This window comes from Actinoplanes sp. NPDC051411 (assembly GCF_040682075.1).
Taxonomy (GTDB): Bacteria; Actinomycetota; Actinomycetes; order Mycobacteriales; family Micromonosporaceae; genus Actinoplanes.
On record NZ_JBFBAD010000026.1, the window covers coordinates 54,593 to 67,295 of the forward strand.

The window sequence follows — 12,703 nt, forward strand, 5'->3', positions numbered from 1 at the left end:
TTGTTCCGGGCGATCCTTCGGCGCCGCTCAGTCTGTCGCAGCGCCACAGCAGAGACGCGCTCCGGAGCCCGGCGAAAAGTTCGGTCGGTGTTTCGCGGGCTTTGAACGTAGCACGGCCGAAGTAACGAAAATAAGACCCTAACTTTCGTTGACTCGAAACTTCGGCGAGGTTAAGTTCACGGCGTCGGACGTCAAGGAGCAGTGATCATGAAAATCAGACTTCCCGGGCGAATGCTGCGCTCGGCGGTGGCGATAGGCGGCACGCTCGCTCTCGGAGCGGCCCTCGCGGCCTGCAGCGACAACAGCGGTTCGTCGTCGAGCGGCGGCAAGGGCGCGGTCAAGGACACCGCGACCGTCGCGCTCCGCACCCCCAACTGGATCCTGCCGATCTCGGCGCCCGGCTTCACCCAGGGCGAGAACGCGATCTTCGGCGAGGAGCTGTACCGCTCGCTCTACTCGTACAAGCTGGACGGCGCCGCGCAGTACAACATCGACGACGCGCGTTCGCTGGCCCAGGCGCCCGTCATCAGCGACGGCGGCAAGACGCTGACCATCACGCTGAAGGACAACAAGTGGTCGGACGGCCAGCCGGTCACGACCAAGGACATCCAGTTCTGGTACGACCTGGTCACCGCCAACAAGGACAAGTGGGCGTCGTACAAGGCCGGCGGCTTCCCGGACAACATCGCCAAGTGGACGGTCAAGGACGACAAGACGTTCTCCCTGACCACCACGAAGGTCTACAACACCGCCTGGTTCGTCGACAACCAGCTCAACCGCATCACGCCGCTGCCGCAGCACGTCTGGGACAAGGACTCCGCGTCCGGGACCGTCGCCGACGAGGCGAGCACGCCGGCCGGTGCGAAAAAAGTCTTCGACTTTCTAACGGCCGCGTCCAAAGACCCGAAGACGTACGACTCGAATCCGCTCTGGCAGGTCAACAGCGGCCCGTTCAAGCTCGAGAAGTACGTCCCGAACGGACAGGTCACGCTGGCCGCGCAGGCTTCGTACACCGGGACCGACAAGCCGAAGCTCGCCAAGATCGTGCTGACCCCGTTCACCGGTGACGACGCCGAGTTCAACGTGCTCCGGGCCGGCCAGATCGACTACGGCTACATCCCGGCCGCCGACACCGACCAGAAGAGCTACCTGCAGTCCAAGGGCTACACGGTCTCCCCGTGGTACGGCTGGTCGATCACCTATCTCCAGCTGAACTTCAACAACCCGAAGACCGGCTCGCTGTTCAAGCAGCTCTACCTGCGGCAGGCACTGCAGCAGCTGATCGACCAGCCGACCATCAGCAAGGCGATCTGGTCGGACACCGCCGCGCCGACCTGCGGCCCGGTCCCGGCCAAGCCCGGCACCACCGACGCCTCCGGCTGCGCCTACAAGTTCGACCCGGCCGCCGCCCAGGCCGCGCTCTCCAGCCACGGCTGGAAGGTGACCCCGGACGGGCAGACCACCTGCCAGGACCCGTCGCTCTGCGGCCCCGGCATCTCGGCCGGCCAGCCGCTGACCTTCACGGTCACCAGCCAGACCGGCTTCTCCGCCACCACCAAGATGTTCGCCGAGATCAAGTCGCAGATGGCCAAGCTCGGCATCACGCTGAACATCAAAGAGGTGCCGGACTCGGTCGCCGTCACCCCGGCCTGCAAGCCCACCGAGGCGACCTGCTCCTGGGACATGTCGTTCTTCGGCTCGCAGGGCAGCTGGTACTACCCGGCGTTCGCCAGCGGTGAGCGGCTGTTCGCCACCGGCGCCCCGGTCAACCTCGGCAGCTACAGCAACCCGCAGGCCGACCAGCTGATCGAGGCGACCCAGTTCTCGGGCGACCAGAGCGCGCTCACGGCGTACAACGACTTCCTGGCCAAGGACCTGCCGGTGCTGTGGATGCCGAACCCGGTCTACCAGAACTCGGCGTACCGCTCCGGTTTGCAGGGCGTCGAGCCCCAGGATCCGATGAACTACATGTACTTCCAAGACTGGTCCTGGAAGTAAGTCTCGCTTTTCCCAGCGGCCCGGCGTCTCGGCGCCGGGCCGCCAAGAACCGGAGGAGGAACGGCCCAAGTGGTCAGGTACCTCATCACGCGCTTGGGTCAGGCGCTCATCGTCGTCGTACTCGTGACGATCATCGCCTTCCTCATCCTGCACGCCCTGCCCGGCGGTGTCGCGCGAGCCACCCTCGGCAAGGACGCGACGCTGGATCAGCTCGCGGCCTTCAACCATGCCAACGGCTATGACAAGCCGTGGTTCCAGCAGTACATCCTCTACGTGGGCCGTCTGCTGCACGGAAACCTCGGCTACTCGTACCAGCTCAACCAGTCGGTGCTCGCCGCGATCACCCAGCGGCTGCCCAAGACGATGGTGCTGTCGCTGTTCTCGACCGTGCTGGCGATCGTCGTGGCGATCCCGCTCGGCGTCGTCCAGGCGGTACGCCGCAACCGGGCCGCCGACTACACGATCACGTCGCTGTCACTGCTGGCCTACGCCACGCCCATCTTCTTCATGGGCCTCATGCTGATCATCCTGTTCTCGCAGAAGTGGCCGATCCTGCCGCCCGAGGCGCCCCAGGGCTTCACGGTCGGCGAGGTGCTGGCCGACCCGGCCGGCATGGTGCTGCCGGTGGTCACGCTGGCCATCGTCACCGTCGCCACCTACTCCAGATACGTACGCTCCTCGATGGTCGACAACCTCAACGAGAACTACGTCCGTACCGCCCGGAGCAAAGGCCTCCCGGAGTGGCGGGTCGTGCTCGTGCACACCCTGCGCAACGGCCTGTTCCCGATCATCGGCCTGCTCGGCATGTACCTGCCCGCGCTGTTCAGCGGCGCCCTGGTCGTCGAGTCGCTGTTCAACTACCCCGGCATGGGGCAGCTGTTCTGGCAGGCGGCACTGAAGCGCGACTATCCGATCCTGCTCGGCGTGACGCTCATCATCTCGATCGCGACGGTCGCCGGCTCACTCGTCGCCGACCTGCTCTACGCCGCCGCCGACCCCCGGGTCCGTCTCCGCGGGAGCTCCTCATGACCATCAACCCCGAGGCGATCGTCCCCTCGACCGTCGGCCCTGAAGCAGCGGCGGCCGACGAGGAGCCGATCCGTTCCCTCTGGCGCCAGGGCCTCGCCGTCTTCGCCGAGAACCGCCTGGCCCTGGTCGGCGTCGGCCTCTTCGTGCTGCTGGCCGGGCTCTGCTTCCTCGGCCCGCTCTTCTACCACACCGACCAGGTGCACACCGATCTCACGCAGGTGCACCTGGGCCCGGGCAAGGGCCACCCGCTCGGCACCGACGGCGTCGGCTACGACCAGCTCGGGCGCCTCATGCTCGGCGGCCAGACGTCGATCATCGTCGGGCTGGCGGCCGGCATCCTCGCCACCTTCGTCGGCACGATCTGGGGCGCGGTGGCCGGTTTCGCCGGCGGCTGGGTCGACTCGGCGATGATGCGGGTGGTCGACGCGATGATGTCGATCCCGTCGCTGTTCCTCTTCATGCTGCTGGCCGCGATCGTCACGCCGAGCGTCACCATGCTGATCGTGATCATCGGCGCGTTCGCCTGGCTCGGCCCGGCCCGCCTCGTGCGCGGCGAGGCGCTGACCCTGCGCTCGCGCGAATACGTGCAGGCGATGCGGGCGATGGGCGGCACCGGCGGCCGGGCCGTGCGCAAGCACATCGTGCCCAACGCGATCGGCACGGTCATCGTCAACGCCACCTTCCAGGTCGCCGACGCGATCCTCTACGTCGCGTACCTGTCGTTCCTCGGGCTCGGCGTGCCGCCGCCGGCGACGAACTGGGGCGGCATGCTCTCGGACGGGCTCGAGAACACGTACAGCGGCCACTGGTGGCTGCTCTACCCGCCCGGCGTCGCCATCATCCTGATCGTGCTGGCCTTCAACTTCATCGGCGACGGATTGCGGGACGCCTTCGAGGTCCGCCTCCGGCGGCGCTGAGCTCGTCTCTGAAGGGGAGAAACACCATGACTGAACCCTTGCTCGAGCTCCGCGCCCTCGACACCGGTATCGCCGTGCGCAACGGCACGGTCCACGCCCTCGACGGCGTCAGCCTGAAGGTGATGCCCGGCGAGACCCTCGGCGTGGTCGGGGAATCGGGCAGCGGCAAGACGATGACGGCACTGTCCATCATGGGCCTGCTGCCGCCCGGAGGACGGGTCTCCAACGGCGAGATCGTCTTCGAGGGCCGGGATCTGCGATCCCTTCCGCCCGATGAGGTACGCCGTACCCGTGGTGTCCGCATGGGCATGGTCTTCCAGGACCCGTTGACCTCACTCAACCCGACCATGCGCATCGGCACCCAGGTCGCCGAGCCGCTGCGGGTACACCAGAAGGCCGGCCGGTCCGAGGCGCGCGAGCGGGCGATCGACATCCTCCGCCGGGTCGGCATGCCCCGCCCCGACAAGATCGTCGACAACTACCCGCACGAGCTGTCGGGCGGCATGCGCCAGCGCGTCGCGATCGCGATGGCCCTGGTCTGCCAGCCCAAGCTGCTCATCGCCGACGAGCCGACCACCGCGCTCGACGTGACGACCCAGAAACAGATCCTCGAGCTGATCGACGACCTGCGGGAAGAGTTCGGGATGGCGGTCATCCTGGTCACCCACGACCTGGGTGTCATCGCCGGCCGGGCCGACCGGGTCGCCGTCATGTACGCGGGCCGCGTCGTCGAGACGGCGACGACCCGCGAGCTGTTCCGGGCGCCGCGCCACCGCTACACCGAGGCCCTGCTGGAGGCCCTTCCCGAGGCCACCGACGGCGAACGCCTCTACAGCATTCCGGGCCTGCCGCCGGACCTCTCGCGTCCCCTGACCGGCTGCCGGTTCGCGCCGCGCTGCCGCTTCGTCACCGACGAGTGCCGGGTGGCCGACATCCCGCTGCTCGGTTCGGGTCACGAGTTCGCCTGCATCCACCCGGTCGAGGGCGTCGCCGCGGTGGCCGAGCGCGAGGCATTCTCCCGGTCGGCGCCCGACTCCGCCGCCGCCCCGGTCCTGTCGATCCGCAACCTGGTCAAGAACTACCCCACCCGCGGCGGCGAGGTCAGCGCGGTCGCCGACGTCTCGTTCGACGTCGCGCCGGGCGAGACCTTCGGCCTGGTCGGCGAGTCGGGCTGCGGAAAGTCCACATTGGGCCGCCTCGCGGTCGGCCTGGAACGGCCGAGCTCGGGCCAGATCGTGCTCGACGGCACCGACATCGCCGGTCTGAGCGGGCGCGAGCGCCGCGCCATGCACCGGCAGGTGCAGCTGATGTTCCAGGACAGCTACGCCGCCATGAACCCGCGGATGCGCGTCGACTCGATCCTCGCCGAGCCGCTGGAGATCCAGCACGTCGGCGACGGCGCCGGCCGGCGGGCCCGCATCAACACGCTGCTCGACCAGGTCGGGCTGTCCCGGCGGGTGCTCGAACGCTACCCGCACGAGTTCTCCGGCGGCCAGCTGCAGCGCATCGGCCTGGCCCGCTCGCTGGCCCTGCAGCCGCGGCTGATCGTCGGCGACGAGCCGGTGAGCGCGCTCGACGTGTCGATCCAGGCCCAGGTGCTCAACCTGATGCGGGACCTCCAGAAGGAACTCGGACTGGCCTACGTGTTCATCAGCCACGACCTGTCGGTCGTGGACTACATGGCCGACCGGATCGGCGTCATGTACCTCGGCAAGCTCGTCGAGGTCGGCCCGGCCCGCGACGTCGTACGGGCGGCCCGCCATCCGTACACGCAGGCGCTGATCGACGCCGTCCCGTCCATCACCGAGACCACCCGGGAACGCATCGACATCCAGGGCGAGCTGCCGAGCGCGGTGAACCCGCCGACCGGCTGCCGGTTCCGCACCCGGTGCCCGCTGGCCGCCGAGATCTGCGAGACCGAGCCGCCCCTGGCCGGTTCCGCCCACAAGGTGGCCTGCCACTTCCCGTTGCGGTCCGACACCTCCGCGGCGGCGGCCGTCCAGTGACCACGGTGGAGATCTGCGTCAGCGACGTGCCGGCGGCGCTGGCGGCCGAGGCGGCCGGGGCCCACCGGCTGGAGCTCTGCGCCGACCTCGGCCAGGGCGGCACGACGCCGAGCATCGGCACGGTCGAGGTCGCCCTGCGCACGCTCAGCCGCGCGGCGCTCCGGGTCATGGTGCGCCCGCGCGGCGGCGACTTCGTGGTCAGCGGGGTCGAGCAGGAGGTCATGCTGGCCGACATCGCCGCGATCCGGGCCCTGCCCAACCCCCACGGCCTGGCGCTCGGTGTGGTCGTCGGCGCGCTGACCGCCGACGGCGACCTCGACCTGCCTCTGCTGAGGCGGGCCGTCGACGCGGCCGGCCCGCTTCCGGTGACCGTGCACAAGGCGTTCGACGAGCTTCCCGACCAGTTGACGGCGCTGGAACAGGTCGTCGGCCTCGGTGCCGACGCGATCCTCACCTCGGGCGGGGCCCCGACGGCCCTGGCCGGGGCCGCCCCTATCGCGGCCCTGCACGCGCGGGCGGCCGGCCGCATCCGGGTCATCGCCGCCGGCGGCATCCGGTCGCACAACGTCGCCGAGGTCCTGGCCGCGACCCGGGCGACCGAGATCCACCTGCGGGCACCGGTCGAGCAGCAGGGCCGCGAGGCCACCGACCCGTCCGAGGTACGCCGGGTGGTCGCTCTCGCCGGGTGAGCCCGGTGAGGGCCGGTCAGTTGACGGCGAAGTCGGTGAAGACCGCCTGTGCCGGTGTGCCCGCCGTGTGCGACGTGATGAAGACGCCCGCGTCCTGGGTCGCGGCCTGGCCGGGCACGTCGGCCTGGCCGACCAGGGCCCAGGTTGTGCCGTCGGTCGAGTAGTAGCCGGTGTAGCGGGAGCCGTCGCGGACGAGCCGGAGCCGGACCGGCGCCCGGTCGGCGATGGTGCCGTTGGGCGGCGTGACCGCGTTGATGTGGGTGCCGGCGTTGTCGTTCCACTCCAACTGGACGCCGCCGGACGGGGACGCGAAGAGGATGACGCCCTCGGGGCCGGTGCCCGAGGCGGTCATGTCGTTGCGGACCAGGATGCCGGCCTTGCCGTAGCCGGTCAGGTTGTGCCGGGAGAGAAGCTGGGTCTGCACCGTGGCGGTCGATCCGACCACGCCGGGCTGATAGGCCGTGGTGTAGTCGTCGTTGTCGGTCCACAGGTCGGTGCCGCCGCCGGACACCCCGATCTGGTCACCCTTCTGCCCATAGACGGCCGGGGTGTCGGAGGCCGACGAGAAGGTCCGGAACGGCGCCTCGACCGCCGTCCCGGTGACGACCTCGGTGGCGGCGTCGGCCGATTGCGGCACCACGAGATGCCAGCGGTAGGCGGCGTGACCGGTCACCACGTCGGTGGGCAGGACGGTGGAGGGGGCCGCCGCGGTGACCGAGAACCGCGCGGTGACCGTCTGCCCGGGCGCCACCGTGGCGAAGGTGGTGGCCGGGGACGCCTTCCACCCCTTCGGCACGGTCAACGACAGTCGTGCCGCCTGCACCGGGTCGAAGCCGTTGTCGGTGAAGGAAACCGTTGCGGTGGTGGGCTTTCCGGCCGTCACCGCGCTCAGCCCGTCGACCGCGACGGTCGTGCTGGGCGGCGCGAGCACCGCGGCCGCGCCGCGCCGGACGCGATAGAGCGCGACACCGTGAGCCGGCACGGAGGCCGCGATGGCTCCGCCCGAGGAGGTTCGCTTGTGGGTCCACAACTCGTCGAGCAGATAGCGGCCCTTCGCCGGCATCGTGGTGGAGACGACCGCCGTGCTGCCCCCGGTGTTGAAGAGCCCCACGATGACGTCGCCGTTCTTCTCGGTCTTCGCGAAGACCTGCTGGTTGCCCGAGGAGGCGATGCGGCTCGCGTCGATGCCGTCCTGGTCGACGCCGAGCACGTCACGGTTCTTCAGCAGCGCCAGATCGGCCGGGTCGAGGTGGGTGAGGTCGGTACCGAGGATGAGCGGCGACGCGGCCAGCGACCACAGGCTCATCTGCGTCTTGCGCTCGTCGTAGGTGAGGCCGTCGTTCGCGCCGTTGCCGACCTCGAGCGAGTCGTAGTCGTTGAAGCCGCCCGGCCCGCCGTACGGCTGCCACGCCGCGACCTGGTCGAACCGGGAGCTGATGCTGCTCCACGAGGTGAGCGGGAAGCTGGCCCCGCCGGGCCCGCAGTAGCACTCGATGTCGCCGCCGGTGCGCCAGCCGTTGGAATACTGCTTCCAGGTCGCCGCGTCGGCGATGTTCAGGCTGTTGGACAGCTCGAGGTGGACCGGCCGGCCGGTGCGGCCCAGCGCGTCCGACCACGCCTTGACGTCGGGGATGTCGTACGACCCGACGCCGTCGATTTTGACGTAGTCGACGCCCCAGCCCGCGAACTGGGCCGCCCACGAGTCGATGAACTCCCGCGCGCCCGGCTTGCTGTAGTCGATGCCGACCATCCCGCCGCAGTTGTAGTTGCTGCGCCCGTCGGTGGTGGCGATGTCGGCGGCGTGATAGCCCGTGCCCTCGATCGCGGTGTTCCGGGCGACCGCCTGCTTGGAGATGCCCGGGGTCACGTAGAGGCCGAACTTGAAGCCGTCGCTGTGCACGTGGTCGGCCACGGCCTGGATGCCGTCGGGGAACTTGGCCGAGTCGATGACCCACCGGCCGTACTGGTCGACGTCGGGTCCCTGGCCGCCCGGGCACCGGTACCAGAAGTCGTCCACGTTGACGTATCCGAAGCCGGCCCGGCCGAGCCCGCTGCTCTTCATGGCGTCGGCCTGCGCCTCGATGACGGCGGCGGTCGGGTTGCGCCGGACGAAGCTCCAGCTGCTCCACCCCAGCACCGGGGTGCGCCCGACGCCGTTCTCCTCGGCCTGGGCCGCCGCCGGCCCGGCCACCGCGGCGGCCGGCAACGCCAGGAGGGCCGCGGCCAGGATCCCCGTCAATCTCTTCATGAGGACGAACGTATCGGGGTGCGGCCGGCACATTCAAGATGCTGGATGGGCGGCCGTGGCGGCGATGAGTGCCACGAGCACGGCGAGCGCCCCGAACCCCCACCCCAGTCCGGCCGCCGAAGCGACGACGGCCACGAGCAGCGGCCCGCCGGCATCGCCCAGTTCCCGGCCGAGTTCGGCCGCTCCCATGGTCTGCCCGAGCCGTTCGGCCGGCGTCGCCGCCGCCAGCGCGGCGAACCCCAACGGCGTTATCAGCCCGGTTCCGGCGCCGATGACGGCGGCTCCCAGCAGTACGCCGTAAAGCCCGGGAAGAGTCGCCGCGCCCAGCCCCAGGGCGGTGACCGCCAGGCCGGTGGTCAGGCTGGTGAAGCGCCCCGCGTCGAGGGCGCGCCCGGCCCACGGCTGCACGAGCGCGGCACAGGCGGCCAGCACGGACACCGCCGCACCGGTAGCGATCGGGCCCAGTCCCGCGGCGTGCCCGGCTACCGGCAGGAACCCGACCCCGACCGACAGAGCCGCCGCGGCCGCGGCCAGTGCGGCCGTGGGCCGCAGGAAAGCCGGATCGGCCAGCCGCCGGGCCAGATCGACCACGGTCTGCCGGCGCCGGGGGAGCGGTGCCACCGCCGGCACGGCGAGCGCCGCCCAGACCGCGACGGCCGCGGCGAGCAGCGCCAGCACGCCGAACAGCAGCTGAAGGCCGCCGGCCCAGGTCAGCAGCCCGCCGAGCAGCGGTCCGAGCGTGTACCCGATCGACTTGTAGAAGCCGTACGACCCGAAGGCCCGTCCGCGCCGGGCCGCCGGATTGAGGCGGGCGACCAGCGCCGACGCGGCCGGTGAGAACGCCGAGGCGGCGGCGCCCTGCCCCAGCCGGGCCGCCCACAGCCACCCGGGGCGATCGGCCAGAGTGAACGTCGCCGACGCGAGGCCGAACGCGACCAGGCCGCCGAGGAGCACCGGCCGGGCGCCGATCCGGTCGGCCAGGCTGCCGAAGACCGGCTTGAGCAGCACCTCCGCCCCGTCGTAGAGGGCGAGCAACCCGCCGAGCACCAGCAGCGAGGTCGCGCCGCCCAGGTTGGCGGCGATCGCGTGGGCTCCGAACGCGGTCGTGAAACCGGCGGCGTACAGCGGCCATCTGCTCATCGCTATTCGCCCCGGAAAACCGGGGCGCGGCGCTGACGGGTCGCCTCGATGCCCTCGGCGCTGTCGCCGGTCGCCCAGAGCGCGCGCTGCTCGGCCAGTTCGTGGTCGAGAGCCTGGCGGATCCGGTCGGCCAGGCCGGCGCGCAGCGTGGCCCGGATCGAGCGCACGGCCAGCGGCGCCGACGCGGCGATCTGGAGGGCGAGGTCGCGGGCGGTCTCGCGGAGGCGGCCCGGCTCGGCGAGCCGGTCGGCCAGGCCTTTCCGTACGGCCTCCTCGCCGCCCACCCGGCGTGCGGTCAGCAGCATGTCGGCCGCGAACTGGCCGCCCACCAACGAGGGCAGCGTGACGCTGAGGCCGAAGCCCTGGTGGAACCCGAGCCGCGCGAAGTTCGCCACGAAGCGGGTCGACGCCTCGGCGACCCGGAAGTCGGCGGCACAGGCCAGGCCCAGGCCGCCGCCCACCGCGCTGCCCTGAACGGCGGCGACGATCGGCGTGCGGGTGTCGAACAGCTTCGCCGCGTACGCATAAAGCGCCTGCGCCGCGGCGGCCCGGTCGCGTACGAAATCGGCGTGACCCAGGTCGGCGCCGGCGCAGAAATGCTTGCCCTCCGAAGCGAGGACGATGACCCGGCATGCCGGGTCATCGTCGAGCGTGAACGCGGTCTCCACGATCCGGCGCAGCAGCACCTCGTCGATGTGGTTGGCCGGCGGCCGCCGCATCTCGAGCAACGCCACCCCCTCGGCGACGGTGACCGACAGATCCGGGCCGGTTGGCGGGTTGGTTTGCGGGCTCACCCCGGAAACCCTGCCATATTGCCCGCGCATGGAGCGGCCGGGAGAGGGGTAACCGGTGGTCATGGAGCACTTCACGATCGCGACTGTCGCGGAGACGAACCCGGATTTCCGCCGGGTCCTCTGGACCGGAAAGCACACGCAGCTGGTCATCATGACCATTCCGCCGGGTGGGGAGATCGGCGAGGAGGTCCACGAGGTGGACCAGATCCTCACCTTCGTCAGCGGCGTCGGCCAGGCCATGGTCTCCGGGCAGACCCGCAAGGTCGCTCAGGGTGACCTCGTGGTGGTGCCGGCCGGCCACAAGCACAACTTCACCAACGAGGGGCCCAACCCCCTGGTCCTCTACACCGTCTACGGCCCGGCCGAGCATGCCGACGGGGCGGTGCACAAGACCAAGGAGGAGGCGGACCGCCTGGAGGAGCAGGGCAAGGACGAGCCGCCGCAGGGCTGAGCCGTCAGCGGTGGTGGGGCGAGGTCAGGTAGTGCTGACGTAGCAGTTCCTTGCCGTAGTCGTTGCCGTTCGGGGTGCGGACCACCGGGTGCAGGTGCAGCTGGCTGGGGCCGTCGGCGCGGGTCTTGCCGAACGCCCCGCCGAGCGGCCCGGGGGCCTGGCAGTCGACCTCGATCCAGACGACCGGGCTCTGCACGCGCAGGCAGAACGCGTCGGTGCGGCCCGTACCGCCGATCCAGGCCGCGTACGTGTCGGTCAGGTGGGCGCGGATCTCCGCCATCCGCGCCCGCGCCACGTCGGTCTTTCCGCGCTGCACGAAGAGGCCAGACTGGCGGCGACCTCCTCGGTGCAGGCGGTAACCGTGGCCCCGTCGATCTGCAGGGTGGTCGGTTCCGACCCCCAGAAGCAGGGGCTCATGACGACCTGGTGGCCGAGGACGAAGTAGTTGATCACCAGGTGGTGGCCGTCGAACTGGAAGCCCCACGGCTCGGTCGCCGACGGGGTGCCCATCAGCGTCCAGTAGTAGAGCTCGTCGTTGAAGACGGCGCTGTTGCCGACCAGTTTGCCGGCGGCGCGGTTGATCTGGCGGATCCGCTCGGTGGTCCGCAGCCCCTGGGCGCTCAGCGCGGACGTCAGCAGGGCGGTGCCGAGGGCGTTCTGGCCGTCGTCGAGGTGGGCCAGGCTGATGCCTTGCCGGGGGAAGCCGCCCGGATCGAGGTTGCTCCACAGCCGCCACTCGGTCGAGTGGATCGTGAAGTCCTCGGTGATCGTTTGATTTCCCGAGCCGGGACCCCGCCCGGACCCGGCGTCCCACTCGGTGACGGTGACGGTGACGGTGACGGGCTCGTGTCGGCCCAGGCCCTGGTGGTGGCGCCCGCGGCCATGGTCGCCACCGCGGCGGCGCCACTGGTGAGGAACACCTTGCGCAGGAAGCCCCGGCGGTCGTCCCCGGCAGATTGATCCCGTTCGGTCATGGCGAATGCCCTTCGGTCCGCGCGGACCCCACCGGTCCGGCGGCGTGGACGAGCATCGATGCCGATGCTGTGCATGGGTACGACGGAGGTTGAGTCACCTAGGAAGCGCGAAGGTTCCCGGCGGGCAAACTTGCGCACTGGGCATGTTTTGTGGAAGCTTGTATTCGGCAACCATCGAAACAACCCGGAGGCGCTGCCATGGACGCCGCCACTGCTGAGCTGGGCGCGCGACTGCACGACCTGCTCAAGGCCATCCGCCGGATGAAGCAGCGCCGCCCGGCCGGGCTCGTGGGCATGCTCGTCGAGGTCGACCGGCTCGCCGGCGGGTGTCACGCCCGGGAGTTGGCCGCCCAGGCGGCCCTCGATCCCTCCACCGTCAGCCGCGCGGTCGCCGCGCCGGGGGGGCGGCGGCGGGGGGGGGCGCTGCCCGCCCCCCCCCCCCCGCGGGCCCCCGGCC

Annotated in this window: 12 protein-coding genes; 7 read left to right on the forward strand and 5 right to left on the reverse strand. The window is 70.7% G+C overall.

Features of this window, described 5'->3' with window-relative positions:
* Window positions 1-207: 207 nt before the first annotated feature.
* From AB0M88_RS16655 to AB0M88_RS16675, 5 genes are all read left to right on the forward strand, one after another.
* Complete coding sequence (locus AB0M88_RS16655; protein ID WP_364102021.1) at window positions 208-1,998, forward strand: peptide ABC transporter substrate-binding protein; 1,791 nt, start codon at window positions 208-210, stop codon at window positions 1,996-1,998.
* A gap of 69 nt (window positions 1,999-2,067) precedes the next feature.
* Complete coding sequence (locus AB0M88_RS16660; RefSeq protein WP_364102024.1) at window positions 2,068-3,027, forward strand: ABC transporter permease; 960 nt, start codon at window positions 2,068-2,070, stop codon at window positions 3,025-3,027.
* Window positions 3,024-3,944: an ABC transporter permease gene (locus AB0M88_RS16665; protein WP_364102027.1), complete on the forward strand. Its 921-nt coding sequence runs from the start codon at window positions 3,024-3,026 to the stop codon at window positions 3,942-3,944. The genes AB0M88_RS16660 and AB0M88_RS16665 overlap by 4 nt, the downstream gene beginning before the upstream one ends.
* 26 nt (window positions 3,945-3,970) lie before the next feature.
* Window positions 3,971-5,950 (forward strand): ABC transporter ATP-binding protein, encoded by a 1,980-nt coding sequence (locus AB0M88_RS16670; protein WP_364102030.1) that lies wholly within the window; start codon window positions 3,971-3,973, stop codon window positions 5,948-5,950.
* Entirely contained in the window at window positions 5,947-6,639 is a 693-nt protein-coding gene (locus AB0M88_RS16675) for a copper homeostasis protein CutC (protein WP_364102033.1), read from the forward strand. Before AB0M88_RS16670 ends, AB0M88_RS16675 begins: the two co-directional genes overlap by 4 nt.
* A gap of 16 nt (window positions 6,640-6,655) precedes the next feature.
* Here AB0M88_RS16675 and AB0M88_RS16680 read toward each other — a convergent pair whose 3' ends face one another.
* Genes AB0M88_RS16680 through AB0M88_RS16690 form a run of 3 tightly spaced genes read right to left on the reverse strand, consistent with a single transcriptional unit; the run spans window position 6,656 to window position 10,821 of the window.
* The gene (locus AB0M88_RS16680) at window positions 6,656-8,887 is read right to left on the reverse strand and encodes an NEW3 domain-containing protein (protein ID WP_364102036.1); all 2,232 of its coding nucleotides are present in this window, start codon (window positions 8,885-8,887) and stop codon (window positions 6,656-6,658) included.
* A 33-nt stretch (window positions 8,888-8,920) separates the two neighbouring features.
* Entirely contained in the window at window positions 8,921-10,027 is a 1,107-nt protein-coding gene (locus tag AB0M88_RS16685; protein ID WP_364102039.1) for an MFS transporter, read from the reverse strand.
* Between the two features lie 2 nt (window positions 10,028-10,029).
* Window positions 10,030-10,821, reverse strand: a complete 792-nt coding sequence (locus AB0M88_RS16690; protein WP_364102042.1) for an enoyl-CoA hydratase/isomerase family protein — start codon at window positions 10,819-10,821, stop codon at window positions 10,030-10,032.
* A 61-nt stretch (window positions 10,822-10,882) separates the two neighbouring features.
* Here AB0M88_RS16690 and AB0M88_RS16695 point away from each other — a divergent pair, with 61 nt between their 5' ends.
* Window positions 10,883-11,272 (forward strand): cupin domain-containing protein, encoded by a 390-nt coding sequence (locus AB0M88_RS16695; protein ID WP_364102045.1) that lies wholly within the window; start codon window positions 10,883-10,885, stop codon window positions 11,270-11,272.
* Window positions 11,273-11,276: 4 nt separating this feature from the next.
* On the opposite strand, the gene AB0M88_RS16700 is transcribed toward AB0M88_RS16695, so the two are convergent.
* Together AB0M88_RS16700 and AB0M88_RS16705 are read right to left on the reverse strand one after the other, a co-directional pair.
* Window positions 11,277-11,588, reverse strand: coding sequence for a DUF3500 domain-containing protein (locus AB0M88_RS16700; protein WP_364102048.1), 312 nt, complete (start codon window positions 11,586-11,588; stop codon window positions 11,277-11,279).
* Window positions 11,528-12,253: a DUF3500 domain-containing protein gene (locus AB0M88_RS16705; RefSeq protein ID WP_364102141.1), complete on the reverse strand. Its 726-nt coding sequence runs from the start codon at window positions 12,251-12,253 to the stop codon at window positions 11,528-11,530. The genes AB0M88_RS16700 and AB0M88_RS16705 overlap by 61 nt, the downstream gene beginning before the upstream one ends.
* 191 nt (window positions 12,254-12,444) lie before the next feature.
* On the opposite strand from AB0M88_RS16705, the gene AB0M88_RS16710 reads away from it, so the two are divergent.
* The coding region (locus tag AB0M88_RS16710) for a hypothetical protein (RefSeq protein WP_364102051.1) at window positions 12,445-12,703 on the forward strand (259 nt) is incomplete at its 3' end.

Excerpts from the sequence above, each read along its gene's own strand:
- AB0M88_RS16665 (WP_364102027.1), top strand. The coding sequence starts at position 3,024 with ATGACCATCAACCCCGAGGCGATCGTCCCCTCGACCGTCGGCCCTGAA.
- AB0M88_RS16670 (WP_364102030.1), top strand. The coding sequence starts at position 3,971 with ATGACTGAACCCTTGCTCGAGCTCCGCGCCCTCGACACCGGTATCGCC.
- AB0M88_RS16685 (WP_364102039.1), bottom strand. The coding sequence starts at position 10,027 with ATGAGCAGATGGCCGCTGTACGCCGCCGGTTTCACGACCGCGTTCGGA.
- AB0M88_RS16680 (WP_364102036.1), bottom strand. The coding sequence starts at position 8,887 with ATGAAGAGATTGACGGGGATCCTGGCCGCGGCCCTCCTGGCGTTGCCG.
- AB0M88_RS16695 (WP_364102045.1), top strand. The coding sequence starts at position 10,883 with ATGGAGCACTTCACGATCGCGACTGTCGCGGAGACGAACCCGGATTTC.
- AB0M88_RS16655 (WP_364102021.1), top strand. The coding sequence starts at position 208 with ATGAAAATCAGACTTCCCGGGCGAATGCTGCGCTCGGCGGTGGCGATA.